This window comes from Amycolatopsis ultiminotia, from assembly GCF_039536925.1.
Taxonomy (GTDB): Bacteria; Actinomycetota; Actinomycetes; order Mycobacteriales; family Pseudonocardiaceae; genus Amycolatopsis; species Amycolatopsis ultiminotia.
Genome location: NZ_BAAAZN010000015.1, coordinates 55,827 through 82,090 on the forward strand (window position 1 = coordinate 55,827; position 26,264 = coordinate 82,090).

Sequence of the window (26,264 nt, forward strand, 5' to 3'; positions counted from 1 at the left end):
AGGTGATGGGTCAGGAGGTGATGGTGGGCAGTTCGGGCGCGGAGACGTCGTAGACCTTGCCCGGCTGGGTGAGCAGCGCAGCGAGCACCTTCGCCTTGCGGTCGGTGTTCTCCGCGTTGCCCCAGCGCACGGTCTTGCCGGTGGACAGCGTGAACTCGACGCTCGCGGGTGTCTTCGCGGTCGCCGTGGCGACCTGTTTGAGCATCGCCTCCGGCAGTACCCGGAGCACCGCGGTGACCGCGCGGGTCACCGGATCGTCGGCGGACACCTTCGGCAGCTTCAGCTCCGGCAGGCCCGCCGGACGGGACTTCACCGTCTTGAACACCACGCCCCCGCCGTCGACGAGGTGCACCCCGTCGCCACCCGGGCCGCTGTCGAAAAACGCGATCGCGGCCCGTTCGGTCACCGCGATCTCCAGCGTGGTCGGCCACGACCGGGACACCTCGACCGTGGCGATCCCGGACATCTCCGCCACCCGGTCACGGATCGCGTCCGCGTCCACCCGCAGCATCGGCTCCCCGGTGGGAACCCCGGCGGCCACCCGGATCTGCTCCGCCGGCACCGCCTTCGCACCCTGCACGGTCACCGTCTTCACCGCGAGCACCGAACTGAAGAACAGCAGGTACGCCAGTGCCAGCACGGTCACCACGATCAGCAGCGCCACCCAGCGGCGGCGGATCTCCTTGCCGCGAGTGGGCCGGGTCCGGGCGGAGCCGGACCGCTTCGCGGCGGACCGCCCTTGCCGCGGCGAGCGGGCCCGGGTCCGGCGGCGGTCCTCCTCGGAACGCCGGCCCCGCCGTTCCCGCACCAGAGCAGCGCGTTCCTCCTCGTCCCGTTCGGACGAGGAGGGGCGACGGCGCTGCCTGGTTCCGGTCATGCGCCCACGGTCCGCCGGTCCAGTTCGGCCAGGATCTCCGGGCCCAGCTGCGTCACGTCGCCCGCGCCCATGGTCACCACCAGATCACCCGGCCGCACCAGGTCCGCGACCAGCCCGGTGGCCAGATCGAAAGCCGGCTGGTAGTGCACCGGCACCGGCACGCGGTCGGCGATCAGCGCACCGGTGACCCCGGGCACCGGCTCCTCGCGCGCACCGAAGACGTCGAGCACCACAACCTCGTCGGCCAGTGACAGCGCCTCGGCGAACTCGGCCGCGAAGGTCTTCGTGCGCGAGTACAGGTGCGGCTGGAACACCACGAGGACCCGTCCGGTGCCGGCCGCGGTGCGCACGGCACGCAGCTGCGCGGCCACCTCGGTCGGGTGGTGGGCGTAGTCGTCGTAGACCCGCACGTCGCCCGCCCGGCCCTTGAACTCGAACCGGCGGCGCACCCCGCCGAACGCGGCCAGCCCCTCGGCCAGCCGGTCCGCCGGCGCACCCAGTTCGACCCCGGCGAGCAGCGCGGCGATCGCGTTGAGCGCCATGTGCTCCCCCGGCACCGCAACCCGCACGTCGTGTTCCGTGCTCGCCGATTCCGTGCTGTCCAGCGCAATCCGCACCACGCCGCCGTCCGGCGAGGGCGTGTACCCCAGCACCCGGACGTCGCCTTCACCGGTGGCCTGCCTGCCGTAGCGGCGCACCCGCACGCCCGCGGCGGCGGCCTCGTCGCCGAGCAGGTTCGCGCCGGGGTCGTCCGCGCAGACGATCAGCAGCCCGCCCGGTTCGAGCCTGCCGGCGAAATCGCTGAACACCTTCACATACGCCTCGGCCGTGCCGTGGTGGTCGAGGTGATCGGGCTCCACATTGGTCACCACGGCCACCGACGGTGTGTAGCTGAGGAACGAACCGTCGCTCTCGTCGGCCTCCGCCACGAAGATCCCGCCCCCGCCGTGGTGCGCGTTGGCGCCGGACTCGTTGAGGTCGCCGCCGATCGCGAACGACGGGTCCAGCCGGCAGTGCTGCAGCGCGACGGTGAGCATCGACGTGGTCGAGGTCTTGCCGTGCGTACCCGCGATGCAGGCGACCCGGTGCCCGGTCATCAGCCCGGCGAGGGCCTGCGCGCGGTGCAGCACCGGGATGCCGCGCGCGCGGGCCTCGGCCAGTTCGGGGTTGGTCTCCTTGATCGCCGTGGACACCACCACGGCCGACGGCGGCTCCGGCAGCGCGGCGAGGTTCTCCCCGCGCTGCCCGACGAACAGCGTGGCCCCCTGCGCACGCAACGACAGCAGGGCACGGGATTCCTTGGCGTCCGAACCGGACACCGCCGCCCCCCTGGCGAGCAGGATCCGGGCGATGCCGGACATCCCGGCCCCGCCGATCCCGATCAGGTGCGCGCGACGCAGCTGCTCGGGCAACGGTGCATCGGTCAGCGCCGAACCCGGCGGCGCCGGTTCCGGGGCCGTGGCATCCGGCCGCGTCGCGCCGGACACCGAACCGGGCTGCGCGAGCTCGGGCTGTGTCGAGTCGGGCTGCGCGGGCTCGGGCTGTGTCGACTCAGGCACGGGCGGCCTCCAGCACGATCCGGGCGAGGGTCTCGTCGGCCTCGCGGTGGCCGAGCCCGATCGCGGCCGAGCTCATCTTCGCGATCCGGCCGGCATCGGTGACCAGCGGGATCACCAGTTCGGCCACCTTCGCCGGGGTCAGCTCCGCATCGGCGACCACCAGCGCCGCGCCTGCGTCGACCGCGGGCTGGGCGTTCACCGCCTGCTCGCCGTTTCCGTGCGGCAGCGGGACGAACACCGCGGGCAGCCCGACCGCGGAGATCTCCGCCGCGGTCATCGCACCGGAGCGGCACACCACCGCGTCCGCCGCGGCGTAGGCCAGGTCCATCCGCTCCAGATAGGGCACCGGCACGTACGCCGGGCCGGGGAATTCCTGTACCACCAGGGTGTTCTTCGGGCCGTGTGCGTGCAGCACGCCGACGCCTGCCGCGGCCAGTTCCTTCGCCGCGCCGGACACCGCCGTGTTGACCGATTTCGCGCCCTGCGAACCGCCGAACACCAGCAGGGTCGGCGCATCGGGGTCGAGGCCGAAGTGCTCGCGCGCCTCGGCCCGCAGCGCCGCCCGGTCCAGCGCGGTGATGGACCGGCGCAGCGGGATGCCGACCACCTCGGCCTTCGGCAGCGGGGTGCCCGGCACCGCGACCGCCACCCGTGCCGCGAACCTCGCGCCGACCTTGTTGGCAAGGCCCGCCGACTTGTTCGCCTCGTGCACCACGATCGGCACGCGACCGCGGGCGGCCAGGTACGCCGGCAACGAGACGTAGCCGCCGAAGCCGACCACCACGTCCGCGTGCACCCGTTCCAGCACCTCGCGGGTGCGGCGCACCGCGTCGCGCACCTTGAGCGGCAGCCGGACCAGTTCCGGTGTGGGCTTGCGCGGCAACGGCACCGGCGGGATCAGCTCCAGCCGGTAGCCGCGCGCGGGCACCAGCTTGTTCTCCAGGCCGCGTTCCGTGCCCAGCGCCACCACCTCCGCGTCCGGGCGCAGCCGTTTCACGGCGTCGGCGAGAGCGAGAGCGGGCTCGATGTGTCCGGCGGTGCCGCCGCCTGCGACCACCACCACCGGCGCGGTGGCGGACGGCGACCGCTCGGCTCCCTTGACGGGCTTGCTCACCAATGACCTCTCCGGTTCGCGGTGCCCCGGGCACCGCGGTTCGCTGTCGTGCGCGTCGCGCTGGTGCGCGCGCCGCCGCGCCGCGCCGGCTGCCGGACCGACCGGCGGTCCTGCACCGGTGCGGGCCGGGCCGCCCGCGGCGCCGGCCGGGCCGCCTTCGTCCCGCTTCCGCTGCCGCGCGCCGATCCCTTGCGGGTGGCGGGCGGACGGTACGGATCGGGGGCGGGCAGCCGCAGCAGGCGTCCGAATTTACCCGGGCCGTGCGAACGCAGTGCGGCCACCGCCTCCGGTTCGTGCCGCGCGGCATTGGCGAGCACGCCCATCACGAGCATGGTGATCACCAGCGAGGTGCCGCCGTAGGAGATCAGCGGCAGGGTCACCCCGGTGACCGGCAGCAGTCCCACCACGTAGCCGATGTTGATCGTGGCCTGTGCGACCAGGAACAGGGTCAGCGTGCCCGCCACGATCCGGATCCACGGATCGATGTTGCGGGTGGCGATCCGCAGGCCGACCACGGCCACGCCGGCGAACAGCGCCAGCACCACCGCGCAGCCGACGAAGCCCAGCTCCTCCCCGATCAACGCGAAGATGAAGTCGTTCTGCACGTTCGGCAGGTAGCCCCAGTTGGACGCGCCCTGGCCGAGTCCCTTGCCGAACAGCCCGCCGTCGGCCAGCGCCAGCTTCGCCTGGTTCGCCTGGAACCCCTCGGCGCTGGTGTCCGCGTCCGGGGACAGGAAGGACATCACCCTGGCCAGCCGGTACGGCGCGATGATCGCGAGCACCAGCACCCCGGCCAGTCCACCTGCCAGCAGCACGCCGAACAGCCGCTTCGGCGCGCCGGAGAACCACAGCAGCGCGAGCAGCACCACGGCGAGCGTGATCGTGCCGCCGAGGTCCGGCTGCAGCATCACGAGCGCGAACATCACCAGCGCGACCGGCACCACCGGCACCAGCAGATGCCGCCACTGGTGGATCACGTTGTACTTGATCACCAGGATGTGCGCGCCCCAGAAGGCCAGCGCCACCTTCGCCGCCTCCACCGGCTGGAAGGTGAACATCCCGAGTTTGAACCAGCCCTGCGAACCGTTCACCGTGGTCCCCAGCGGCGTGAGCACCAGCAGCAGCAGGCCGAGGGAGGCCACCACCATGGTGGCCGAGATCCGGCGGACGGTCTCCAGCCGCACCCGCAGCCCGGCCCAGAACACGATCGCACCCAGCGCGATGAACATCAGGTGCCGGAAGAACAGCGAGTACACGCTGCTGCCGGTCTTCGGGTCGTAGGAGGCCACCGAGGACGCCGAAAGCACCATCACGATGCCGATCAGGGTGAGCACCCCGGTGAGCGCGAGCACCAGGTGGAACGACGCAAGCGGCCGCGAGAGCCAGGCGGTCAGCGCAGTGCGCAGTGTGACGAACGGGCTCTCCGTGCGCGTCCGGCGCCGCCGCGCCGGGCGGGCACCGCGCTTCTTGTCGTCAACGACCGCCATGCGCCGCCCCCACCGCGCCGCCGGCCAGATTCCGCACCGCCGCGGCGAACGCGTCACCGCGCGCACCGTAGTTCGGGAACATGTCCAGCGAAGCGGCGGCGGGCGCGAGCAGCACCACGTCACCCGGACGAGCCAGCGCGCTGGCTGCATTCACCGCCGCAGTCATGGGCTCATCGTCACCCGGGAGCAGGCGGTTCACCGGTACATCCGGCGCGTGTCGCGCGAGAGCGGCCTCGATCACGGGTGAATCGACACCCAGCAGCACCGCGCCGCGCAGCCGGCCGGCGGCCGCGGCCACCAGCGCGTCCACCGAGGCGCCCTTGAGCTGCCCGCCCGCGATCCACACCACGCTCTCGTGCGCGAGCAGCGAACCCACCGCGGCGTGCGGGTTGGTGGCCTTCGAGTCGTTCACGTAGCGCACGCCGCCGATCTCGGCGATCTCCTCGGCCCGGTGCGGTGCCGGGCGGTAGGCCCGCAGCCCTTCCCGCACCGCGGCCGGGGCCACCCCGTGCGCCCGTGCGAGAGCGGCCGCGGCGAGTGCGTTGGCGACGTTGTGCGGCCCGGCCGGGCGCACGTCGGCGACCTCGGCCAGTTCCTCCGCGCTGGTCGCCGGATCGGCCACGAAGGCGCGGTCCACCAGCAGGTCTTCGACCAGTCCCAGTTCCCCGGCCAGCGGGGTGTCCAGCCGGAAGCCGATCCGGCGGGCGCCGGCGGGCCCGTGCTCGGCGGCAATCCGGGTGGACCACTCGTCGTCGGCGTTGTGCACGACCGTGCGGGACCGGTGGTGCACCCGGCCCTTCGCGGCCGCGTACTCCGCCAGCGAACCGTGCCAGTCGAGGTGGTCCTCGGCCAGGTTGAGCACCACCGACGCATCCGGGGCGAGAGTGGCCGACCAGTGCAGCTGGAAGCTGGACAGCTCCACGGCCAGCACCGCGTGCCCGCCGCGCACCGCGTCCAGCACCGGATAGCCGACGTTCCCGCAGGCCACCGCGTCCGCGCCGGCCGCGCGCAGGATCGATTCGAGCATGCCGACGGTGGTGGTCTTGCCGTTCGTGCCGGTGATCACCAGCCAGGACGGCGGGTGATCGAGCAGCCTGCCGACCCGCCAGGCCAGCTCGACGTCCCCGATCACCTCGATCCCCGCAGCCGCCGCCGCGGTCAGCAGCGGGGCGTCCGGCCGCCAGCCGGGACTGGTCACGACGAGCGTGCTGCCCGGCGGCGGCTCGGTCAGTCCGGGTACCAGTTCCGCGCCGAGGCCGGCCAGTTCGGCCAGCCGCCCGGCGTTCCCGTCGGTGACCGTGATCTGCGCACCCAGTTCGCGCAGCACCGGCACCACGGACGCGCCGGTGACACCGGCGCCCGCGACGAGCACCTTCCGGTCGGTGAGGTCGGTGAGATCGGTCCGGTCCATGGCCGCGGTCAGTTCCCGACGCCGAGCTGCTCGCTGTAGAACAGCCCGAGCCCGAACATGCAGCAGATCGCCGACAGCAGCCAGAACCGGATGATCACCGTGGTTTCCGCCCACCCGGCGAGTTCGAAGTGGTGGTGGAACGGGGCCATCCGGAACAGCCTTCGCCGGGTCGTGCGGAACACCGCGATCTGCGCGACCACCGAGATCATCTCGACCATGAACAGGCCGCCGATGACGATCGCGAGCAGTTCGGTGCGGGTGGTGATGGACAGCCCGGCGACGAGACCGCCGAGTGCGAGCGATCCGGTGTCGCCCATGAAGATCTTGGCGGGTGCCGCGTTCCACCACAGGAACCCGACACAGGCCCCGGTCGCCGCGGCCGCGACCACCGCGAGGTCCAGCGGATCGCGCACGTCGTAGCAGGCGGGCAGCGGCTGGGCCGAGCAGGCGAGCCGGGCCTGCCAGAACGAGATGACCACGTAGGTGGCCAGCACCATCGAGGACGCGCCCGCGGCGAGACCGTCCAGCCCGTCGGTGAAGTTCACCGCGTTCGACCAGCCGGAGATCACCACGTAGCAGAAGATCACGAACACGATCGACGGGAACGTGATCAGCGACAGATCGCGGACGTAGGAGAGGCTCTCCGACGCGGGGGTGAGCCCTTGCTCGTCGGCGAACTGCAGCGACAGCACCGCGAACAGGATGGTGATCACCAGCTGGCCGACCAGCTTGGCGGTCTTGTTCAGTCCGAGGTTGCGCTGCTTGCGGATCTTGATGAAGTCGTCGAGGAAGCCGACCACGCCGAGGCCGACCGCGAGCAGCAGCACCAGCAGGCCGGACGCCGAGGGTGCCGCGGACCGGGAGTTGCCGAGCCAGGTGATCAGGTGTGCCGCGAAGTAGCCGACGACCATCGCGATGATGATCGCCACGCCGCCCATGGTCGGGGTCCCGCGCTTCGACTTGTGCCCCTGCGGGCCTTCTTCGCGGATCTCCTGTCCGAAACCCTGCCGGGAGAAGACCCGGATCAGATAGGGCGTGAGGAGGATGGAGACGAGCAGACCCGCCGCGGCCGCGATCAGGATGTTGATCACGCGTGACCACCGTTCGAGGGTTCGGAGGAGGGGGTGGAAGGCGTCTCGGGACCGGGGTTCCCGGCACCGGCGAGCAGTGCCTCGGCCACCCGCCAGAGACGGGCCACCTTGGACGCCTTGACCAGCACCGCGTCCCCGGGACGAAGTTGATCCTGCAGCAGGGCGACCGCGGCGTCGGCATCGGGTACCAGCACCGATTCCTCGCCCCAGGACCCTTCCTGGGCCGCGCCCCGGTGCAGGGCCGCGGCCTCGTCGCCGACCACCACGAGCTTCTCGATGCCCAGCCGCACCACGAGCCGTCCGATCTCGTCGTGCGCGGTCACCGTCTCCTCGCCCAGCTCGCCCATCACGCCGAGCACCGCCCAGGCCCGCCGGCCCGCCGGGCGGCTCATCGACGCGAGCGCCTTGAGCCCGGCACGCACCGATTCGGGGTTGGCGTTGAACGCGTCGTTGAGCACGGTGACGCCGTCTGCCCTGGTGGTGACCTCCATCCGGCGGGCGGAACGCCGCTGCAGCGCGGAGAGCCGCTGCGCGATCTGCTCCGGCGTCGCGCCCAGATCGAGCGCGACAGCCGCCGCGGACAGCGCATTGCCGACGTGGTGCTCACCGTGCAGCGGCAGCGTGACCGGGGCTTCGCCGGCCGGAGTGACCAGCCGGAAGGACGCGCGCGCCTCGGCATCGAGGGTGATGCCGACGGCCCGGACGGTGGCGTGTTCGCTCTCCCCCACGCCGGTGATCCTGGCCCGGGTCCGGCTCGCCATGGCGGCCACCAGCGGGTCGTCCAGGTTGAGCACCGCGAGACCGTCCGGCGGCAGTGCTTCCACCAGCTCGCCCTTGGTCTTCGCGATACCCTCGCGCGAGCCGAATTCGCCGACGTGCGCACTGCCGACGTTGAGCACCGCACCGATCCGCGGCGGTGCGATCGCGGCCAGCTCGGCGATGTGGCCCGGCCCGCGCGCGGACAGCTCCAGCACGAGGTACTTCGTGTCCCGGCCGGCCCGCAGCGCGGTCCACGGGTGGCCGAGCTCGCTGTTGAACGATCCCGGCGGCGCAACCGTCGGCCCCATCGGCTCGAGCAGCTGGGCGATGACGTCCTTGGTCGAGGTCTTGCCGGACGAACCGGTGACCCCGACGACGGTCAGCCCGTCCGCGGCCAGCGTGTCCACCACGTGCCGGGCCAGCTTCGCCAGTGCGGCGAGCACCGCGGCGCCGGATCCGTCGGTGTCGCCTGCCAGCGCCACGGACCGCTCGTGTGCCTGCCCGCCGGGCAGCGGCGGCACGATGATCGCCGGTGCGTCGACCTCGCGCGCGGCGAGCACGCCGACCGCACCGGCCTCGACCGCCCGCGCGGCGAAGTCGTGCCCGTCGACCCGTTCCCCCGGCAGCGCGAGGAACAGCCCGCCCTCGCCGATCTCCCTGGTGTCGAATTCCACGCTGCCGGTGACGACCGCGGAACCGTCGGTGCGGTGCAACCGGCCGCCGACGACGTCGGCGATCCGGGCCAGGCTGAGCTCGATCACGCGGTCACCTCGAGACGCTTGCGGATGGCGGCCTCGAGTTCGTCGCGGTCGGAGAACGGGTGCACGATCCCGTGTGCCTCCTGGCCGGTCTCGTGGCCCTTGCCTGCGATGAAAACGATGTCCCCCGGCTCGGCGAGCCGCACCGCATGCGCGATGGCCTCCCGCCGGTCGCCGATCTCCAGCACCTCGCCGCCCTGTGCCGGGCCGACCCCGCGCGCCCCGGAGAGCATCGCGGCGCGGATCGCGTCCGGGTCCTCGGAACGCGGATTGTCGTCGGTCACGATCAGCAGGTCGCTGCGGCGTACCGCGGCTTCGCCCATCATCGGCCGCTTCGCGGTGTCGCGGTCGCCGCCGCAGCCGAGCACGGTGATGATCCGGCCGTCGGTACGGGCCCGTAGTGCGTCCAGCCCCTGTGCGACCGCGGCGGGCTTGTGCGCATAGTCGACCACCGCGGTGAACTCCTGCCCGAGGTAGACCCGCTCCATCCGGCCGGGCACCTCCACCGTGGCGAGGCCGGTCACGATGTCGTCCACGGCCACGCCCGCGCTGCCGAGGATCGCCGCCGCGAGCACCGCATTGGCCACGTTGAACGTACCGGGCAGCGGGATCTTCGCGGCCCGGCCGAGGCCCTCCGGGCCGTGCAGGGTGAAGGTCTGCTCGCCGGCCGGGGTGGCCGCGATGTCCGAGGCGCGCCAGGCGGCCGCGGTGCCCGCCTCGATCGACACGGTCACCGTCTGCGGGGTCAGCAGCGCCTGCCCCCACGCGGTGTCGACGACCACGACCTCGGTGGTGGACCGCCCGTCGAACAGCTTCGCCTTGGCCGCGAAGTACTCCTCCATGTCGTGGTGGAAGTCGAGGTGGTCCTGGGAGAGGTTGGTGAACGCGCCGACCGCGAACCGGGTGCCGTTGACCCGGCCCAGCGCCAGTGCGTGGCTGGAGACCTCCATCGGCACGTGCGTGACGCCGTGTTCGAGCATCACCGCGAGCAGCGCCTGCAGATCCGGCGCCTCGGGCGTGGTGAACCCGCTGGCCAGCCGCTCGCCCGCGATCCGGGTCTCGATGGTGCCGATCAGGCCGGTGGTGAGCCCGGCCGCGTGCAGCCCGGACTCGACGAGGTAGGAGGTGGTGGTCTTGCCGGACGTGCCGGTGATGCCCAGCACGGACACCTGCAGCGACGGCTCGCCGTAGATCCAGGCGGCGATCTCGCCGAGCGCGGCGCGCGGGTCCGGGTGCACGAGGACCGGGACGCCGGGATCGCGCAGTGCGGGCCGTTCGGCGCCGGCCGGATCGGTCAGCACCGCGGCGGCACCCGCCGCGATCGCCTGCCCGCTGAAATCGGCACCGTGCGCGCGGGCGCCGGGCAGTCCGGCGAACAGGTCGCCGGGCAGTACGTGCTGGGCACGCAAGGTGCTGCCGGTGACGGCGAGATCGGCGGCGTCCGGGCGATCGGCGATGAGCCGCGCGCCCGCGCGGGCGAGCAGAGTGGCCAGCGGAACCGGTTCGATCCGGGCCGGGCGCGGCGGCGCGGCGACCGCTTTCACCGGGCTGTCCGGCAGCGGCGCGGCGGCCGGCCCGCTCTGGGGCTGGGACGAGGACACGGACACGTCCGAGAGGTTACCGAGGCCGGATCCGGGTGACCCAAGCCGGTACGGCGAACGCGCCCCGGCCCCGCGCGTGTGCTATGGGGCCGGCGCTCGCCGTTACGCCGCAAAGCCTTTGCCCCCGGCACCAGCCCATGTGGACGTTGCGCCGCGGGAAAGCGACGCCGGCGGGCGGAAACCGGTCAGGGAAGAACCAGCGGGACCACCGGGGACGGTTCGTTGGACACCGGGATGTCGTACCGCTGCGCCAGGTACGAGGCGATCGAATGGAACAGCGGACCGGCCGAGTGCCCGGCGGGCAGCGTGGTGTCCGGTGCGTCCAGCCGGATGCCCACCACGAACCGCGGGTTGTCGGCGGGCAGGATGCCCGCGAAGGTGATGTTCGCGAGACTCCCGCTGTAGGCCTTGGTGCGCGGGTCGATCTGCTGGCCGGTGCCGGTCTTGCCGGAGATCTGGTAACCCTCCAGCGCAGCCGAGGGCGCGGTGCCCGCGTTCGGGCTCTTGGCGTTCTGCACCACCGCGCGCAGCATGTCGCGCACCGTCTTCGCGGTCTGCGGGCTGACCACCTGCTCGGTCTTGGGCGCAGGCTCGGGCACCACGGTGCCGTCCGGTTTCTTCTCCGACTTCACGATCCGCGGCTGCACGCGCAGCCCGTCGTTCGCGATCGCCTGGTACATCCCGGCCATCTGCACCACGGTCATCGACAGGCCCTGGCCGATCGGCAGGTTGCCGAACGTGGACGCGGACCACTGGTCGCGCGCGGGCACGTAGCCGGGGCTCTCGCCGGGAAGGCCGATCCCGGTCTTCTGCCCGATGCCGAACTTCTTCAGCATGTCCAGGTACCGGTCCTGGCCGACCTTCTGGGCCAGCTCCAGCGTGCCCACGTTGGAGGACTTCGCGAAGACCCCGGTGGTGGTGAAGGTCTGGGTGCCGTGCGTCCACGCGTCGTGCACCGTGCGGTCGGCGATCTTGATCGTGCCGGGCACCTGCACCGTCGAGGTCGGCGAGGCGATCCCGCTGTCGATCGCCGCGGTCGCGGTCACCACCTTGTTCACCGAACCCGGTTCGTACGGCGTGGTCACCGGACGGTCGTTGAGCAGATCGCTCTGCAGCGTGGACGGGTCGTTGGGGTTGAACGTCTTGTCGTCGGCCAGCGCGTAGACCTCGCCGGTCTTCGCGTCCATGATCACCGCCTGGCCGCCCTTGGCGTTGGACTGCGCGACGTAGTCGCTCAGCTGCCGCTGCACCTCGTACTGCAGGTCGGAGTCGAGGGTCAGCTCGACGTCCGAGCCGGGGACCGCGGCCTGCAGCACGTGCTCGGTGCCGGGCAGGTACAGGTTGTTGTTGCCGTTCTGGGTGTTCACGATCTCCCGGCCCGGCGTGCCCGCGAGATCGGTGTCCCGCGAGCCTTCCAGCCCGACCACCCCGTGCAGGTTGTGCTTGGACACGTCGGGATCGTCCATCCGCCAGTTGGCGAGACCGACGATGTTCGAGGCCAGCGTGTCCCCCGGGTACTCGCGCTTGGCGCGCTTCTCCACGCTGATCCACGGGAACTGCTCGACGATGCCGTCGGCCACCGACGGCTCGACGTCGTCGACCAGGTAGGTGAACGACTGCGACTTGTGCAGCAGCTTCAGCTGCTCCTGCTCGGTGGTCAGGTTCGGCACCTTCTGCGCGATGTACTTCGCCGCCTCGCGCACCTGCGTCTCGAAGTTCTTGTCCGTGCCCGGATGGGCCTTCGCGTACTCGTCCATCGACTTGTGCAGTGCCCGCAGGTTCACCGACAGCGTGCGGGTTTCCACGCTGAACGCGAGCTTCGCGCCCTTGCGGTCCACAATGGACCCGCGCTGTGCGGGGATGTCGATGGTGAGCGTGCGCTGCCGTTCGGCGGCGGCCGACAGCGTGGGCGCCTCGAACCACTGCACCTGCACCAGTTTCACGCCGGCCACGACCATCAGCACGACCAGCAGGATGCGCACCGCGGAGAACCGGCTGCGCTGTCCGCCGTTGCCGCGCTTGGCGACCGCACGGCGGGTGCCCGCGGCGTAGGTGCGCCGCGCGCTGCCTGCCGCCCGCACCCGGCGCTGCTGCCCGCCGGCCGCCATCACTGCCCTGCCCCGGTACCGGCCGGGGTGCCGGCCAGGTCGCCTTCGAGACCGCCCTCCGACGGGCCGGCAGGTGGCGCGGTGGGTGCCGTGACGTCGTCCGGAGTCTCGGACTGCGCCTTCTGCGGCTCACCGACGACGCGGGTCTTGCCGTCCTGGCCGACCACCACGCGCGCCGGGTCACCGGCGGGCACCATGCCGAGCTGTTTGGCCGCGGGCGCGAGCGAGGCCGGCGACTGCGCCTTGGCGACGTCGCGTTCGAGCCGGTCCTTCGATTCGGCGAGCCCGGCGTTGGTGGTGCGCAGCTGCTCGAGCCGGTAGGAATCCGCGATCGCCTGTGTGGTCAGCCACAGCGTGGACGCCACGCCGACGGCCAGCAGGCCCATCATGACCAGCACGAACGAGGCACGCGAACGCGGCCAGCGCAGCTTGAGCCGGGTGCGGACCTGCTTCGCTGCCAGTGGCTCCGGTTCGGCCACCGGCCGCTTCGGCGCACGCTGGCGCAGCAGGTCGGCACGCTGCGCACGGCGTGCGTACGCCCGTTCCGCGGCGGTGGTGCGCCCGCGCGTGGCCCGGCGCGGCGAGACCTCCGGCCGCGTGGTCGTGATCTGCGGTTCCGGTTCGACCGTAGTCCCCGCCTGGGCACGCCGCCGGGTCTCCGCGCCGGTACGGCGGGACTTCGTGGGTGCGGTCATCGCGGCTCTCCGATCCGTTGTGCTGCCCGCAGCCGCACCGAGGCGGCCCGCGGGTTGTGTTCGATCTCGCCCGCACCGGCCTTCTCGGCCCCCCGGGTGAGGAGTTTCAGCTCCGGTCCGTGTCCGGGCAGTTCGACCGGAAGCCCTTCCGGCGTCCGGGATTTCGCCAGTTCCGTGAGCGCCCGCTTGACCAGCCGGTCCTCCAGCGACTGGTAGGACTCGACGACGATCCGGCCGTCGAGGGCGAGTGCGCCCAGCGCCGCGGGCAGTGCCCGGCGCAGTACCTCCAGCTCGCCGTTGACCTCGATCCGCAACGCCTGGAACGTGCGCTTGGCCGGATGGCCGCCGGTGCGCCTGCTCGCCGCGGGCACGGCCGTGTAGAGCAGTTCCACCAGCCGGGCACTACGGGTGAAGGGCTCCTTCTCCCGCTCCGCCACGACCGCGCGCACGATCCGCTGGGCGAACCGCTCCTCGCCGTAGTCGCGCAGGATCCGGATCAGCTCACCCGGCGGGTAGGTGTTGAGCACGTCCGCCGCGGTGCTCCCGGTGGTCGGGTCCATCCGCATGTCCAGCGGCGCGTCCTGGGCGTAGGCGAACCCGCGTTCCGTGCGGTCCAGCTGCATCGAGGAGACACCGAGGTCGAAGAGGATGCCGTCCACCTTGGACAGTCCGAGTCCGGCGAGCGCGTCGGGCAGCCCGTCGTAGATCGTGTGCACGAGGTCGAAGCGGGCACCGTGTCGCGCGAGCCGCTCGCCGGAGCGCTCCAGCGCGGCGGGATCCCGGTCGAGACCGATCAGCCGCAGCCGTGGGAAAGCGTCGAGAAGCGCGTCGGCGTGACCGCCGAGCCCGACCGTTGCGTCGACGAGCACGGCGTCGCGCTCGGCCAGCGCGGGGGTGAAGAGCTCGACGATGCGATCCAGCAGCACCGGCACGTGCTCGGTTGCCATGGCCCTTCCCCCCTTTCGTGCTTCGCGCCGAGGGAAGATGCAGTGGATGCCGTCAGGTCCCTGTCCGCCCGCTTGCTGACCTGGCACCGGGGAAGGTGCGCCAGGGCCAAAGAGCGGACAGAGGCCTCACGGCATCCACGAGGGCGGCGTACCCGCGTCCCCCGACGACGCAGGTGCGCGCCTTCCTAGAAGACGCCCGGCAGGACTTCCTCTCGAGCCTGTGCGTAGCTGTCCTCGTGTTCGTCCAGGTAGCCCTGCCACGCCTGGGCGTCCCAGATTTCCAGCCGGGTGATCGCACCGATCACCACGCATTCCTTGTTCAACCCGGCGTACCTGCGCAGCTCGGACGCGATTGCGATGCGCCCTTGCCCGTCCGGGCGTTGTTCGTCGGTTCCGGCGAACAGGTAGCGCTGGTAGGCCCGCACCGCCTCGTTCGTGAACGGGGCTTCGGCGACCTTCCTTGCCATCTGCTCGAACTCGGCACGGGGGAAGACGAACAGGCAGTGGTCCTGCCCCTTGGTGATCATCAGCCCACCGGCCAAGGCGTCGCGGAACTTCGCGGGCAGCGCGAGCCGCCCTTTGTCGTCCAGCTTCGGGGTGTGGGTGCCGAGGAACATCGGCCTCCACCTCCCTACCGGTTCCGGCTGGCGTACCACCCGGTTCCGGCCCCGGGGCTCCCTTCTGCCCCACTGAGCACCACCGTACCCCACTTTTCACCACAGTCAACGAGCCAAACCCCGCCACCACTCGGTCGAGTGCAGCGTTTTCGCTGGTCAGCGCTGTGGAGCCAGGTGGGGGGTGAGTGGGGGACGGTGGCCAAGATCCCCCGTGCCGGGGTCACTGGCAACCCGCACAGCGGGTGGCGCGTCCGGATTTCGGCAGCGTGCAGTCCGGCACCGCCCGGCGGTGGGGGCCGGTGGGGAACGTGGTGGGGCCGGGTGGGGCACCACGGTGGGGAGCGGTGGGGAGCCGGTGCGGGACGCAGTGGGCAAGCGGTGGACGGGCCCGGTCCGGCAGTGCCCGGAGCCCGCAGCGGGGACAGGGAACCGGCCCCGGGACGCCCCTGCGCCGACGCCGGGAGACCGCGGCGGGATGATCTCGCGGTGATCCGGGTACGGCAACGGGCAGGCGGGGCGACACCGGCCGTGGTGGCGCGGCGGTGGCTCGACCGCATCGGCGAGCGCCGCTGGGCGGTGTCCGCGCTGGTCGTGTCCGCCACGACGGTGACGGCCGGCGTCGCCGTCCTGGTCTGCACGATGTGGCCGGTGGACCTGGAGGTGTACCGGTTCGGCGCGCAGGCACTGGCACAGGGACACAACGTCTACGGCACACTCCCGCCGACCAGGAGCGGGATGCTGCTGCCGTTCATCTACCCGCCCTTCGCCGCGGTGACCTTCCTGGCGCTCACGGCTCCGCCCGTCCAGGTGGCCTCGGTGCTGATGCTGGGGATCTCACTGGCCGCGCTGGGCACGACGGTGTACGTCGTGATCAGGCCGCACGCCACGCGCCGCACCGCCGTGCTCGCCGCGGTGTCGCTGGGGGCGGTCGCGCTGGCGTTCGAACCGGTCCGCCAGACCCTGTGGTTCGGGCAGGTGAACCTCGTGCTGATGGCACTCGTGGTGCTCGACTGCCTCGGCCCGAAGACCCGGCTCCCCCGTGGTGTGCTGCTGGGTCTCGCCGCCGCGGTGAAGATCACGCCGGCCGGGTTTCTCCTCTTCTTCCTGCTGAAGCGGGATTTCCGCGCGGCGGGGACCGCCGTCGCGACCTTCGCCGTCGCCGGGCTGGCCGGGTTCGCGGCGGCACCGCGGGCGTCCGTGGACTACTGGTTCGGCGGCGGCCTGACCGGGGCTTCGGGGATGAGCGGATCGATTTTCGCCACCAACCAGACGATCCAGGGCGCGGTCCACCGGTTCGGCTTGCCGGCCACGTCCGCGCTCGTCCTGATCGCGCTCGTGACGCTGGCCGCGCTGCTGTGCGCGGTGGTGGCCATCCGCCGGGCGGATCCGCCGATGGCGTTCCTGCTCAACGCAGCCGTCGTACTGGTGTGCTCGCCGATCTCGTGGTCGCACCACTGGGTCTGGATCGTCCCGGCGGTCATCCTGCTCGGTGCCCGCGCGACCAGCCGCCGCGCGGTGGCCGGGCTGCTGGCCGTCGCCGTGGTCTTCGTCGTGGCACCGCACTCGCTGATGCCCAGCCAAGACTTCCGGGAGCTGTCCTGGCGACCGATCGAGCACCTGCTCGGCAACAGCTACCTGGTGCTGGCACTGGGCTTCCTCGGCTGGCAGTTCGTCGCGCTCACCGCCGGTCGACGGACTCGCCGCGGCAGCCGCGGTCAGTCGGCCGGCACCAGCGCCAGCACGCGTTCGGCCAGCCGGGCCGCGTCGACCGGGGCGAGGGTGACCCAGTCCGCTCCCCCGGCGCCGGGGGACTGCGCGGCCGAGTAGGCGCCCGCGTCGGTGTCGAACCAGGTCACGCCCCCGGTGCGGATCAGCCGGCCGTCGCGGTTTCGGATCCGGACGGTGAACTGCCCCGCGGCGTACACCGGACGCTCCTGGATCGCGCGCAGTTCCTCGCCCTGGCGTCCGGACGGTGGCTGCCCGGCGCCGGACGCGGGCAGCCGCACGCCATATCCGGGCCCTGGCTTCAGTTCCGGCAGCACGGCCACGATCGCCTGTGCCAGTTCGCTCTCGCCGATCCGGTGCAGGCCGATCGTGCGGGACGGCTGCAGTGCCAGCACCGCCTCCCGGCCCCGCAGCGCGGACACCGCGCGGAACGGCTCGTCGTCGGTCATGTCCGCGAGTGCCTCGCACGAGAGGTAGACCTCACCGGAGGCCAGCAGGCGCAGCCGGTTTTCCAGGGTGGCGTCGAGCCTGCCGTCGAACAGGCCCCGTTCGCCGAGGTTGCGGTAGACCTCGGCACGGATCGCGGCCCGGTCGGCCTCGGTCTCCCCGACGCTGCGCACCGCCAGCGGCACCGGCGGACGGCCCAGCCCGAGGTCGTCCCACAGGATGTCGAACGCGGACGCGGACAGCCGGGTCAAGCCGGCCCCGTGCCGAGTGCCGGTGCGGCCGGGAATGCCGCACGGGGCACCAGACCGCGCAGCGCGGTGTCCCGGGTGCGCAGTACGTCGATCGCCTTCTGCCGGGTGGTTTCGGCCTCCTCCCGGCGCGCGTCCATGGCGGACGACAGCCCGGCGAGATCCAGCACGTCCCCGCTCGCCGCGGCGGAACGGATCATCGTCGCCGGGTCGAACTCGACCGGCTCCGGCATCTCCGCCCGCGCCCGCGCGGCGATCTCGGCCTGTCCGGTCACCGACTCCCCGACCACGGCGGACACCGCGGCCGTCTCACCCAGCCAGGAGGAGGCCTTGCCGAGCACCGCGCGCATCGCGTCGCCGGTTTCGCCCTGCCACATGTCCTGGCTGCCGGTGGACAGCGCGGTCAGATTCCCGATGGAATCCCGCAGCCGCGCGGAAAGCTCGGTCCAGCGTGCGCCGGCCGACCCCGCGGCGGCGGGATCGTTGCCGTCCGAAACCTGCGCGGCCAGCGTGGCGTGACTCATCGCTTCGTAGCGGGCCAGCGGCTCCGGGACGACCGGGGATTCGGGCACGGCATTCCTCCTCGCGCGGGGTTCAGGGCAGCTTCGGTTCGAGCAGGCCGGCCACGGCCGAGGCACGCGAACAGGCGAGCGGGACGTCGGCGAAGTTCGCGTTGCTCACGTCCACCTGCACGCTGGCCGAATCACGCACGCCGACCAGCACCGCGCAGGCACCGCCCCGCCCGGACACCTGCAGCGCCTCGTGCGTGCCGACCTTCTTCTTCGTCCGCACGCCGCCGGACACGTCGAGATTGGCCAGGCCGTTGGTCTCGTCGAGGGTGACGGTCACGCCGTAGATCGACGGCACGGTCCAGTCGCACGCCCGCGCCTCCCCGATCGTCTTGGCCTTGCCCTGCTCGGTCAGCCCGGCCGTGGAACGGTCCTGCGGGGACAGCAGCGTGCACGGGTCCAGCCCGGCGAGCGACGCCGACGACGTGGGCGCGGATTCCGGTCCGATGCCCGCGGGCATCGCCCGCTGCGCGGCGGGTGCGCGCCCGCAGGCGGCGAGCAGCACGGCGAGCGGGAGCACGAGCAGCAGCCTCCGGCCGGGCGCGGGGTCAGCCACCGGCGCAGTCCACTCCGTCGGCGGCGTCCTCGTCCTGATCGCGGTACTTGCGCAGCGAGCCGGCGATGCGTTCGCGCAACGCGGCGATTTCCCGGCCGAACGCGGTCAGCTGGTCGGCCGCCGATCCGTCGCGGCCGATCCCGTACTTCGCCATGAAGGCGCCGATCTCGCCGGCGTACCCGCCGCCGAGCGGCACCGACCGGCCGAGCACGGCGGCCTCACGAGCCATCTCGCCGACCACGTCCGCGAGTTCGCCGAGCTGGGTGTAGGTCGCGGTGGCCAGCTCCGGCGCGACGGCGAACCGGCCACCGGCACCGGTCAGGCCCGGCACGCCGGGCACCGGCGCCGTGTCGGACTCGCTCATGTGCGGTTGCGCCTCTCCGTAGTCGAGCGACCTCGGCTCGAGAGCATACGACAGCGCGGACGGTCAGCGGGAGTCCCCGGAAACGGGCTGTCGTCACCCGGATGCCGCAGCGGACCCGGTCGCACCGGGTCATCGCCGGGCGAACGCGGGGTTGCGCCGCCGAGTTCGCCCGAGTTTGACACACTGGGTGGAAGGCTGAGCGCAGCGCGGAAAGCGAGCGATCCGGCAGGTGCCGGTGGACCCCGCTCAGCCATGCCCCACCAGGAGGTCGAGTGACGTCGAGAATCCAACCCGCTTCCGCTGCCGGACCGCACGGGAACGGGCAGCCGCCGCACCAGGTGGTGGACTCCGCCGACGGGCTGGCGAGTCTCCCGGCGGCCGGTCTCGACGAGCTGTACGACACGGCGCGCCGGATCGCCGAGAACGTCGAACGGGTCCTGGTCGGCAAGCCGGACGTCGTCCGGATCGCGCTGGTGACGCTGCTGGCCGAGGGGCATCTGCTGCTCGAGGACGTGCCGGGGGTCGGCAAGACCTCGCTGGCCAAGGCGCTCGCGCGCTCGATCGACTGCACGGTCAGCCGGGTGCAGTTCACCCCCGACCTGCTGCCCAGCGACGTCACCGGGGTGTCCATCTACAACCGGCAGACCGGCGAGTTCGAGTTCCGGCCCGGTCCGGTGTTCGCGAACATCGTGGTGGGCGACGAGATCAACCGGGCTTCCCCGAAGACGCAGTCGGCGCTGCTGGAGTGCATGGAAGAGCACCAGGTCACGGTCGACACGAGCACGTACCCGCTCGGCGCGCCGTTCATGGTGATCGCCACGCAGAACCCGATCGAGATGGAAGGCACCTACGCACTGCCCGAGGCGCAGCGCGACCGGTTCACCGCGCGGGTGTCCATCGGCTACCCCGACCAGCAGGCGGAACTGGCCATGGTCGACGAGCACGCAGGCGCGAGCCCGCTCGCCGGGCTCTCCGCGGTGTCCGACGCCGCGACCGTACGGCGGCTCGTCGAGACGGTGCGCAGGGTGCACATCGCGCCGGAGGTCCGCCGGTACGCGGTCGACCTGGTCGCGGCGACCCGGCAGGTGCCGGAGATCCGGCTCGGCGCGTCCCCGCGGGCGACCCTGCACCTGGTGCGGGCCGCGCGGGCGCAGGCCGCACTGTCCGGCCGGGACTACGTGGTGCCCGACGACCTGCACACCGTCGCGGGCCCGGTGCTGGCACACCGGCTGGTGCTCACCACCGAGGCGCACGCGGCCCGGCGGTCGGCGACCGACGTGGTCCGGGCCGTCCTGCACCGCGTGCCCGTCCCCCAGGGCTCGGCCCGCTGAGCCGTTCCCGCTATCCGATTCGAGAAACCGCATGCTGCGCGCGCTGTCCGGCCTCACCACCCGTGGCCGTTGCCTGCTGGCCGCCGGGATCGCGGCCGCGGTGTGCTCGCTGGTGCTCAACGAACGCGATCTGCTGCGCGTCGCGATCTTCGTGATCGCGCTGCCGTTGCTGGTCGCGGCCTACATCTCGGCGACCCGGCTGCGGCTCGGTGCGGCACGGGCGCTGCGACCGGAGCGGGTCGCGGTCGGCTCGACCGGCGAAGTACACCTGGAGCTGTGGCGCAGCGGGCGGTTGCCCGGTGGTGAGGTTCTGCTCGAGGACGGCGTGCCGTACGCACTGGGCACCCGGCCGCGGTTCGTCGTCGAACGCCTGCCGCACGAACGGCGGGTGCTGCTGCGCTATCCGCTGCAGCCGGGGTTGCGCGGCATCCACCAGGTCGGCCCGTTGCGCGCGACGCTCACCGATCCGTTCGGGCTGTGCGAGTTCGAGCGCGAGCTGATCGGGCACTCGCGGCTCGTGGTCGTTCCGCAGGTGGTGCCGTTGTGGGGGCTGCCCGGCGGCTCCGGCGTCGGCGCGGGTGACGACGGGAGTGTGCGGCTGCACTCCGGACAGGGCGAACCGGACGTCATCGTGCGGCACTACCGCACCGGCGACGACATGCGGAAGGTGCACTGGCGCTCCACCGCCCGCCGCGACGAGATCATGGTCCGGGTCGAGGAACGCCCGTGGCGTGGCGGCACGACCGTGCTGCTCGACCACCGGGCCGCCGCGCACCACGGCAGCGGCCAGGCGGCGAGCCTCGAATGGGCGGTGTCGTTCGCCGCGTCGGTGGCGCTGCACCTGCGCCGTGCCGGCCACCGGGTGCGGCTCGTGACCGAACACGGCCTCGTGCTGTCCGACCTCCCCGGCGACGGCGGTGCGGGCTACGACAACGTCGCGCTCGACACGCTGGCCGCGCTGCAGACCGCCCACCAGCGCGACGTCACGCTCGGCCACGATCCGGCAGAGGGCCAGGAGCTGATCGCGATACTGGGCACGGTGAGCGCGGAGTCCGTGCACGAGCTGACCAGGTACCGCCCGCGCGGCATCCGCAGCCTCGCCGTCCTGCTGGACACGCCCAGCTGGGCAGGCACCGCCTCCCCGGACCATCTGGCCGCGGCGACGGAGGACTCCGCGGAACTGCTGCGCGCGGCAGGCTGGGGCGTCGTGATCGCCGGCCCGCACACGCCGATGCCCGAGGTGTGGACCCAGCTCTGCCGCACAGGCACCAACCGCACCGCAATGATCGGCGGTGCACCGTGACCACCCCTGCCCGCACCCCGCCAAACCCGGCCGGCACCCACCGGCGCCACATCACGACCACCGGCGCCCACCCCACCCGGCCGAGCCCTCTCGACCCCACCAAGCACCGCCCCGCCCCGCCCCGGCAGACCGAGCCCACAGAGCACCGGACACCCACCCACCCCACCTCCACCCGACCGGCACCGCTCAACGCCGACCAGCCACGCCCGGCGCCGGCTCGGCAGGCCGAGCCCACACGACACCGGACACCCACCTCCACCCGACCGGCACCGCTCAGCCCCGACCGACCACACCCCGCGGCAACCCGCCGGACCGCACCACACACCCAGCCGCACCCACCCACCGCGCACCCGACGCCCGTCGGCCTCCGGCGGGCCGGGCCGGCGCCGGTTCACCGGGGCACAGTGCTGCCGACGTCTCCCGGCGGCGATCGGTGTCCGGCGGCCCGGCCACAGCCACCCGGCCGCGACCCGCGCCGTCCGGTCACCGCTCGGGCCGCCCTCGTCCGGACCGCACCGGCCGGCTGCACGGACCCGCGACGCCTGGTCGGGGGGACCCGATGACCGCCACTGCGCCGAGGCCGCCTGCCGCGCCGCCGATTCCGCACACTCCCACCCCGCTTCCGCCGGAGCCGCCGGCGGCGTGGACGAGCAGCCTGCTGCCGCCGGTCGCGGCGGCGGTCGCGACGCTCTGTGCGGCCACCTCGCTGACCAGCATGGTGGCCGGGTGGGCGTGGTTCGGGTACCTGGTCGTCGCGGTCGTGCTCGTCGCCGCGACCGGGCTCGCGCTGCGGTCGTTGCGTGCGCCGACCGTCGCCACCGGACTGGCGCAGTTGCTCGTGCTGCTGTTCCTGGTCACCGGGGCGTTCACCACGCAGGGGGTGCTCCGGATCCTGCCGGGACCGGCCGCGTTCGGGGAGCTGCAGGCCACGCTCGCCGCGTCGGCCGAGCAGATCCGCACCGGACTGCCGCCGGTCGAGGGCACCCAGCCGATCCTCTGCCTGATCACCATCGCGATCGGGCTCGTCGCAGTCCTGGTCGACACGCTCGCGGTCGCCGCGTCCGCACCGGCGGCCACCGGGCTCGTGCTGTTGTGCGTGTACGCGGTGCCCGCCGCGTTGTCCGAGGACATGCTGCCGTGGTGGACGTTCCTGCTCGGCGCGGCGGCGTTCGCCGGCCTGCTCGCGCTCGGCGAGCTGCACCGGCACCGCAGCTGGCGCAACCGGGAGGCACCCGGCTCCCCCGGCCGGGCAAGGTCGTTGCAGGCGCCGGTGGCGGTGGTCAGCGCGGCCGTCGTGCTCGGACTGCTCGGCGGAGGCATCAGCTGGGTCGGCACGGTCGGCAAGATCCCGTTCGGCTCCGGCCCCGGCGGGGACGGTGACGGGACCGGCGGCTTCGGCGTCGCCCCGTTCACCCAGCTGCGCGGGCTGCTCGACCAGGGCGAGAACACCGAGCTGTTCCAGGTCCGCGGCCTTGGCCCGGACCGGCGGCTGCTCCGCGCTTTCACGCTCGACACGTTCACCCCCAACAAGGGCTGGGCGCTGCGCAGCGGCGGTCAGGCGCAGACCGGCGTGCTCGCCAACAGCACCCTCCCCGCCGCGCCCGGCGACGACGGCACCGGCGCATCCCGGCAGATCCAGATCCAGCCGACGCGCTGGGTCGACAACTGGCTGCCGATCTACGGCGCGCCGCGGGCGTTGCGCGGGGTCCCGCCGCAGTGGCTGTACGACCGGGTCAGCGGCGCCGTGTTCACCACGAAGAGCGAACCCGCGCCACCGTACGTGGAAACGGCGTCGCTGAAGGAGCCGTCCGCGGCGGAATTGCGGGTGACACAACCGAAATCCGACGAAGTGCCGGGGCTCTACACCCGGGTCGACGGCGTCGACCAGCGCGTGGTCGCGAAGACCGACCAGCTCGTCGCGGGCAAGACGAACAACTTCGACCGGGCCACCGCGTTGTGGCAGTTCTTCAGTGCGCAGAACGGTTTCGTCTACGACACGAAGACCGCGGACGCGACCGATTCGGACGCGCTCACCGACTTCATCCTCAACGGGAAACGCGGCTACTGCGAGCAGTACGCCTCCGCGATGGCGGTGATGCTGCGGGTCGCGCACATCCCGGCGCGGGTCGCGATCGGCTTCACACCGGGCGTGCAGAAGGGCGACCACCAGTCGATCGGTTCGCAGGACGCGCATGCGTGGGTCGAGGCGTACTTCGGGGACAAGGGCTGGGTCAGCTTCGACCCCACCCCGCTCGCCGACGGGCGCGGCGTCGTCCCGCCGTACCTGCAGCAGAACGACCAGAGCCAGGACCGGCCGGACGCGACGAACGACGTGCCGACCGCGCCACGGACCACCGCACCGTCCACCGGGGCCACCCAGGACCAGCCGGAGGACCAGGCCGCTCCGGCGACCCCTGCCGACGACGGCCCGCACGACGGCTGGCTCGGCTGGCTGGCACTGGCGCTGGCGGTGCTCGGCGGGGCCGCGGTGCTGACCTCGTACCTGCTGCGGCGGCGCCCGCCGCCCGGCGACGGCACGGTGTCCGGTGTCCCGCCGCCAGGCCCGGAAGGCGATCTGCTCACCCGTGCCCCGGCCGCGCCGGCTCGAGCGCGGGTGAGCGTGCTGTGGCTGCCGCTGGCCGCACGGGTGCTGTTCGTGGCCGCGATCGGGTTCCTGGCCGGACTCGTGGCGTGGTGGTTCGCGGTGCTGGTGGTGCTGGTGCTCCTCGGCGCGGGCGGCCCGGCCGCGCTACGGGACCTGGTCCGCCGCCGGCATCTGCAGACCATCGCCACACACGCACCGGGATCGGCCGACGCCGCGTGGCGCGAACTGAAGGCCGAATGTGCCGACCACGGTCTTGTGGTCCACGACAGCGACACAGTCCGCGTCGCGGGCGGCAAGATCGCCGAACACCACCATCTCGACGACGAGGGTCACGCAAGCCTGCGCACAGTTCTCGGTGCGGTGGAACGCAGTTGGTACAGCGACGAGACCAAGCCGGACCCGGTGCTGGCACCTGCCTTCGACCGCCTGCGCGAGAGCCTCCGCCGCACCGCCCCGCTCCCGCTGCGCGGCCGGCTCTTCCCCCGCTCGATCCTGCACCGGAACCGCTGACTCTCCAGCACCCCGGATCGTCGCGCGAACCGCGTTGCCCCGGGGCCGCTTGACCGTCGGATGCCCCGGGGTCTTCGCGACCGGCGCCTTCCCAGGACGACCACAGACCGTTCAGCCCACGAACCGCGCTTCCTCGCCGCCGGGACCGCCTGACGGTTCGCCCTCGGATCGTCGCCGAACCGCGTTTCCCCGGGGAGCCGGGACCGCAGACAGTTCAGCCCCGGGACCTCGCGCGTGCGGCGCTCCCCCAGGGACGACCCGCCCGGTGCTTCCCCGGGGACTGAACTCCGCAGCCCGAGCAGCGAGCGACTGTATGCCCACCCGCACGGGGCGTCACCGGGACGGACGGTGACCACGAGAAACCGCGCCCCACCCTCTGGGCGAAGCGCGGATCCCGGACGCAGGGTGCTATTGCTCCTCGAAGCGCTGGCGGAAACGTTCTTCCATGCGCTGGGTGAACGAACTCTTGCGGCTCGGCTGCTTCCCGCCGCCGCTGTCGCCTCCTCCGGGGGTGTCCGTGCCACTGTCGCCCTGGCGTAGCGACGTGACGGCCATCATCACCCCGAAGAACATCACGAGGAACCCCAGCACGCTGACCACCGGGATGTCGGCGACCCGCAACACGGGTAGCACCACACCGAGCACCAGCAGCGCGACGCCCACCACGAAGAGGGCTATTCCCTGGATGCGCCGACGGCGCACGGGACGGCGCAACCTGGTGCCACGCACCGTGGATGCGAACTTGGGGTCCTCGGCATAGAGCTCGCGCTCGATCTGGTCGAGCAGCCGCTGCTCATGCTCGGAGAGTGGCATCTTTCCTCCTCCGGCACAGCTGTCGCGGGCGCCGGGCCGCGCAACGTCCTGGACCCAACAGCCAACCCCAGGCGGGGTGGCACTGTCCAGGATACGAGCCCCGCGCTCGTCCGACTACCCGATCCCGTATCCGGAAGGGATCGAATTGGGGGAAATCCCGCCCGCCGGCCGTTGACGCTGGGTCACGACGCTCCGCGCCACCCCCCGACGCCCACCGCCCGGCCGCCAAGGCAGCACCCGAGATCCGACCGAACACCCCACGTGACCACGGCATTCGCCCAGCGTGCACCCAGCCCGACCGACCACAAGCTCCCGAACCGCCCACACAGCCACCCCGCCCGAGACGGCTCGGCGACGCAACCGCCGACAAACCCGCAGCAACCTGCCCCCTGCCCTCGCAGCCCGGGACACCCCGCCACCCGGCTCCGCGCCACCCACCCAACCAACCGACAGACCCGGGACTCGGCCCGGTTGACCGGGGATAGGTCGACCAGATTGGCGGGTTGGGTCGGCCGGGCCGGGTCCGGGTCGGGTCGGGTCGGGTCGGGTCGGGTCGGGTCGGGTTGGGTGGGCCGGGTTGGGTGGGCCAGGTCCGGGTGGGCCGGGTTGGGTGGGCCAGGTCCGGGTCGGCCAGGTCCGGGTCGGCCAGGTCCGGGTCGGCCAGGTTGGCGGGTCTGGGTGGGCCAGGTTGGCTCGGCCAGATTGAGTCGGCCGGGTTGGCTCGGCCGGGTTGGCTCGGCCGGGTTGGCTCGGCCGGGTTGGCTCGGCC

Annotated in this window: 21 protein-coding genes; 4 read left to right on the plus strand and 17 right to left on the minus strand. The window is 72.6% G+C overall.

The genetic code is table 11. From position 1 onward, the window contains the following. Nucleotides 1-10 precede the first annotated feature (10 nt). The 12 genes from ABD793_RS29530 to mraZ form a co-directional block, all read right to left on the minus strand. Nucleotides 11-877 (minus strand): cell division protein FtsQ/DivIB, encoded by an 867-nt coding sequence (locus ABD793_RS29530; RefSeq protein WP_344865863.1) that lies wholly within the window; start codon nucleotides 875-877, stop codon nucleotides 11-13. Then, nucleotides 874-2,304 (minus strand): UDP-N-acetylmuramate--L-alanine ligase, encoded by a 1,431-nt coding sequence (gene murC, locus ABD793_RS29535; RefSeq protein WP_344866172.1) that lies wholly within the window; start codon nucleotides 2,302-2,304, stop codon nucleotides 874-876. Before murC ends, ABD793_RS29530 begins: the two co-directional genes overlap by 4 nt. 124 nt (nucleotides 2,305-2,428) lie before the next feature. Then, a complete protein-coding gene (gene murG / locus ABD793_RS29540; RefSeq protein WP_344865865.1) occupies nucleotides 2,429-3,550 on the minus strand; it encodes an undecaprenyldiphospho-muramoylpentapeptide beta-N-acetylglucosaminyltransferase in 1,122 nt (373 codons plus the stop codon). After that, nucleotides 3,547-5,037: a putative lipid II flippase FtsW gene (ftsW, locus tag ABD793_RS29545; protein ID WP_344865867.1), complete on the minus strand. Its 1,491-nt coding sequence runs from the start codon at nucleotides 5,035-5,037 to the stop codon at nucleotides 3,547-3,549. The genes murG and ftsW overlap by 4 nt, the downstream gene beginning before the upstream one ends. After that, nucleotides 5,024-6,448, minus strand: coding sequence for a UDP-N-acetylmuramoyl-L-alanine--D-glutamate ligase (gene murD / locus ABD793_RS29550; protein WP_344865868.1), 1,425 nt, complete (start codon nucleotides 6,446-6,448; stop codon nucleotides 5,024-5,026). The genes ftsW and murD overlap by 14 nt, the downstream gene beginning before the upstream one ends. A gap of 8 nt (nucleotides 6,449-6,456) precedes the next feature. Beyond that, a complete protein-coding gene (gene mraY / locus ABD793_RS29555; RefSeq protein ID WP_344865870.1) occupies nucleotides 6,457-7,539 on the minus strand; it encodes a phospho-N-acetylmuramoyl-pentapeptide-transferase in 1,083 nt (360 codons plus the stop codon). Further along, the gene (locus ABD793_RS29560; RefSeq protein ID WP_344865872.1) at nucleotides 7,536-9,059 is read right to left on the minus strand and encodes a UDP-N-acetylmuramoyl-tripeptide--D-alanyl-D-alanine ligase; all 1,524 of its coding nucleotides are present in this window, start codon (nucleotides 9,057-9,059) and stop codon (nucleotides 7,536-7,538) included. The genes mraY and ABD793_RS29560 overlap by 4 nt, the downstream gene beginning before the upstream one ends. Next, nucleotides 9,056-10,600, minus strand: a complete 1,545-nt coding sequence (locus ABD793_RS29565) for a UDP-N-acetylmuramoyl-L-alanyl-D-glutamate--2,6-diaminopimelate ligase (RefSeq protein WP_344866174.1) — start codon at nucleotides 10,598-10,600, stop codon at nucleotides 9,056-9,058. Before ABD793_RS29565 ends, ABD793_RS29560 begins: the two co-directional genes overlap by 4 nt. Nucleotides 10,601-10,842: 242 nt before the next feature. Beyond that, nucleotides 10,843-12,765 (minus strand): peptidoglycan D,D-transpeptidase FtsI family protein, encoded by a 1,923-nt coding sequence (locus ABD793_RS29570; RefSeq protein ID WP_344865874.1) that lies wholly within the window; start codon nucleotides 12,763-12,765, stop codon nucleotides 10,843-10,845. Further along, nucleotides 12,765-13,460, minus strand: a complete 696-nt coding sequence (gene ftsL / locus ABD793_RS29575) for a cell division protein FtsL (RefSeq protein WP_344865875.1) — start codon at nucleotides 13,458-13,460, stop codon at nucleotides 12,765-12,767. Before ftsL ends, ABD793_RS29570 begins: the two co-directional genes overlap by 1 nt. Beyond that, the gene (gene rsmH, locus ABD793_RS29580; RefSeq protein WP_344865877.1) at nucleotides 13,457-14,407 is read right to left on the minus strand and encodes a 16S rRNA (cytosine(1402)-N(4))-methyltransferase RsmH; all 951 of its coding nucleotides are present in this window, start codon (nucleotides 14,405-14,407) and stop codon (nucleotides 13,457-13,459) included. Before rsmH ends, ftsL begins: the two co-directional genes overlap by 4 nt. A gap of 185 nt (nucleotides 14,408-14,592) precedes the next feature. Then, on the minus strand, nucleotides 14,593-15,024 hold the full coding sequence (mraZ, locus tag ABD793_RS29585) for a division/cell wall cluster transcriptional repressor MraZ (protein WP_184776968.1): 432 nt from the start codon (nucleotides 15,022-15,024) through the stop codon (nucleotides 14,593-14,595). 486 nt (nucleotides 15,025-15,510) lie between these two features. On the opposite strand from mraZ, the gene ABD793_RS29590 reads away from it, so the two are divergent. Next, complete coding sequence (locus ABD793_RS29590; RefSeq protein ID WP_344865880.1) at nucleotides 15,511-16,851, plus strand: glycosyltransferase 87 family protein; 1,341 nt, start codon at nucleotides 15,511-15,513, stop codon at nucleotides 16,849-16,851. Here the strand turns inward: ABD793_RS29590 and ABD793_RS29595 are convergent. The 4 genes from ABD793_RS29595 to ABD793_RS29610 all read right to left on the minus strand — a co-directional run bounded on the left by ABD793_RS29595 (nucleotide 16,740) and on the right by ABD793_RS29610 (nucleotide 18,933). Continuing rightward, nucleotides 16,740-17,447, minus strand: a complete 708-nt coding sequence (locus tag ABD793_RS29595) for an ESX secretion-associated protein EspG (protein WP_344865882.1) — start codon at nucleotides 17,445-17,447, stop codon at nucleotides 16,740-16,742. The genes ABD793_RS29590 and ABD793_RS29595 overlap by 112 nt on opposite strands. Beyond that, nucleotides 17,444-17,968 carry a PPE domain-containing protein gene (locus tag ABD793_RS29600; protein WP_425548794.1) on the minus strand — a complete coding sequence of 175 codons (525 nt, stop codon included), beginning with the start codon at nucleotides 17,966-17,968 and terminating at the stop codon, nucleotides 17,444-17,446. The genes ABD793_RS29595 and ABD793_RS29600 overlap by 4 nt, the downstream gene beginning before the upstream one ends. 70 nt (nucleotides 17,969-18,038) lie before the next feature. Then, nucleotides 18,039-18,569: a DUF3558 family protein gene (locus tag ABD793_RS29605; protein WP_344865886.1), complete on the minus strand. Its 531-nt coding sequence runs from the start codon at nucleotides 18,567-18,569 to the stop codon at nucleotides 18,039-18,041. After that, nucleotides 18,562-18,933, minus strand: coding sequence for a hypothetical protein (locus ABD793_RS29610; protein WP_344865888.1), 372 nt, complete (start codon nucleotides 18,931-18,933; stop codon nucleotides 18,562-18,564). The genes ABD793_RS29605 and ABD793_RS29610 overlap by 8 nt, the downstream gene beginning before the upstream one ends. Nucleotides 18,934-19,205: 272 nt before the next feature. Here ABD793_RS29610 and ABD793_RS29615 point away from each other — a divergent pair, with 272 nt between their 5' ends. The 3 genes from ABD793_RS29615 to ABD793_RS29625 all read left to right on the plus strand — a co-directional run bounded on the left by ABD793_RS29615 (nucleotide 19,206) and on the right by ABD793_RS29625 (nucleotide 24,682). After that, entirely contained in the window at nucleotides 19,206-20,264 is a 1,059-nt protein-coding gene (locus ABD793_RS29615) for an AAA family ATPase (RefSeq protein WP_425548790.1), read from the plus strand. Nucleotides 20,265-20,295: 31 nt separating this feature from the next. Beyond that, entirely contained in the window at nucleotides 20,296-21,567 is a 1,272-nt protein-coding gene (locus tag ABD793_RS29620; protein ID WP_344865890.1) for a DUF58 domain-containing protein, read from the plus strand. Nucleotides 21,568-22,126: 559 nt separating this feature from the next. Beyond that, nucleotides 22,127-24,682, plus strand: a complete 2,556-nt coding sequence (locus tag ABD793_RS29625) for a transglutaminase TgpA family protein (protein ID WP_344865892.1) — start codon at nucleotides 22,127-22,129, stop codon at nucleotides 24,680-24,682. Between the two features lie 408 nt (nucleotides 24,683-25,090). Here the strand turns inward: ABD793_RS29625 and ABD793_RS29630 are convergent, their stop codons facing one another. Beyond that, entirely contained in the window at nucleotides 25,091-25,495 is a 405-nt protein-coding gene (locus ABD793_RS29630; protein ID WP_344865894.1) for a DUF3040 domain-containing protein, read from the minus strand. Nucleotides 25,496-26,264: the final 769 nt, after the last annotated feature.

What these genes read in the sequence shown, in the direction of transcription:
- ABD793_RS29530 (WP_344865863.1), bottom strand. Translation starts at nt 877, where the DNA reads ATGACCGGAACCAGGCAGCGCCGTCGCCCCTCCTCGTCCGAACGGGAC.
- ABD793_RS29600 (WP_425548794.1), bottom strand. Translation starts at nt 17,968, where the DNA reads ATGAGTCACGCCACGCTGGCCGCGCAGGTTTCGGACGGCAACGATCCC.
- ABD793_RS29620 (WP_344865890.1), top strand. Translation starts at nt 20,296, where the DNA reads ATGCTGCGCGCGCTGTCCGGCCTCACCACCCGTGGCCGTTGCCTGCTG.
- ftsW (WP_344865867.1), bottom strand. Translation starts at nt 5,037, where the DNA reads ATGGCGGTCGTTGACGACAAGAAGCGCGGTGCCCGCCCGGCGCGGCGG.
- murD (WP_344865868.1), bottom strand. Translation starts at nt 6,448, where the DNA reads ATGGACCGGACCGATCTCACCGACCTCACCGACCGGAAGGTGCTCGTC.
- ABD793_RS29610 (WP_344865888.1), bottom strand. Translation starts at nt 18,933, where the DNA reads ATGAGCGAGTCCGACACGGCGCCGGTGCCCGGCGTGCCGGGCCTGACC.
- rsmH (WP_344865877.1), bottom strand. Translation starts at nt 14,407, where the DNA reads ATGGCAACCGAGCACGTGCCGGTGCTGCTGGATCGCATCGTCGAGCTC.
- ftsL (WP_344865875.1), bottom strand. Translation starts at nt 13,460, where the DNA reads ATGACCGCACCCACGAAGTCCCGCCGTACCGGCGCGGAGACCCGGCGG.
- ABD793_RS29625 (WP_344865892.1), top strand. Translation starts at nt 22,127, where the DNA reads ATGACCGCCACTGCGCCGAGGCCGCCTGCCGCGCCGCCGATTCCGCAC.
- mraZ (WP_184776968.1), bottom strand. Translation starts at nt 15,024, where the DNA reads ATGTTCCTCGGCACCCACACCCCGAAGCTGGACGACAAAGGGCGGCTC.
- ABD793_RS29570 (WP_344865874.1), bottom strand. Translation starts at nt 12,765, where the DNA reads ATGGCGGCCGGCGGGCAGCAGCGCCGGGTGCGGGCGGCAGGCAGCGCG.
- ABD793_RS29630 (WP_344865894.1), bottom strand. Translation starts at nt 25,495, where the DNA reads ATGCCACTCTCCGAGCATGAGCAGCGGCTGCTCGACCAGATCGAGCGC.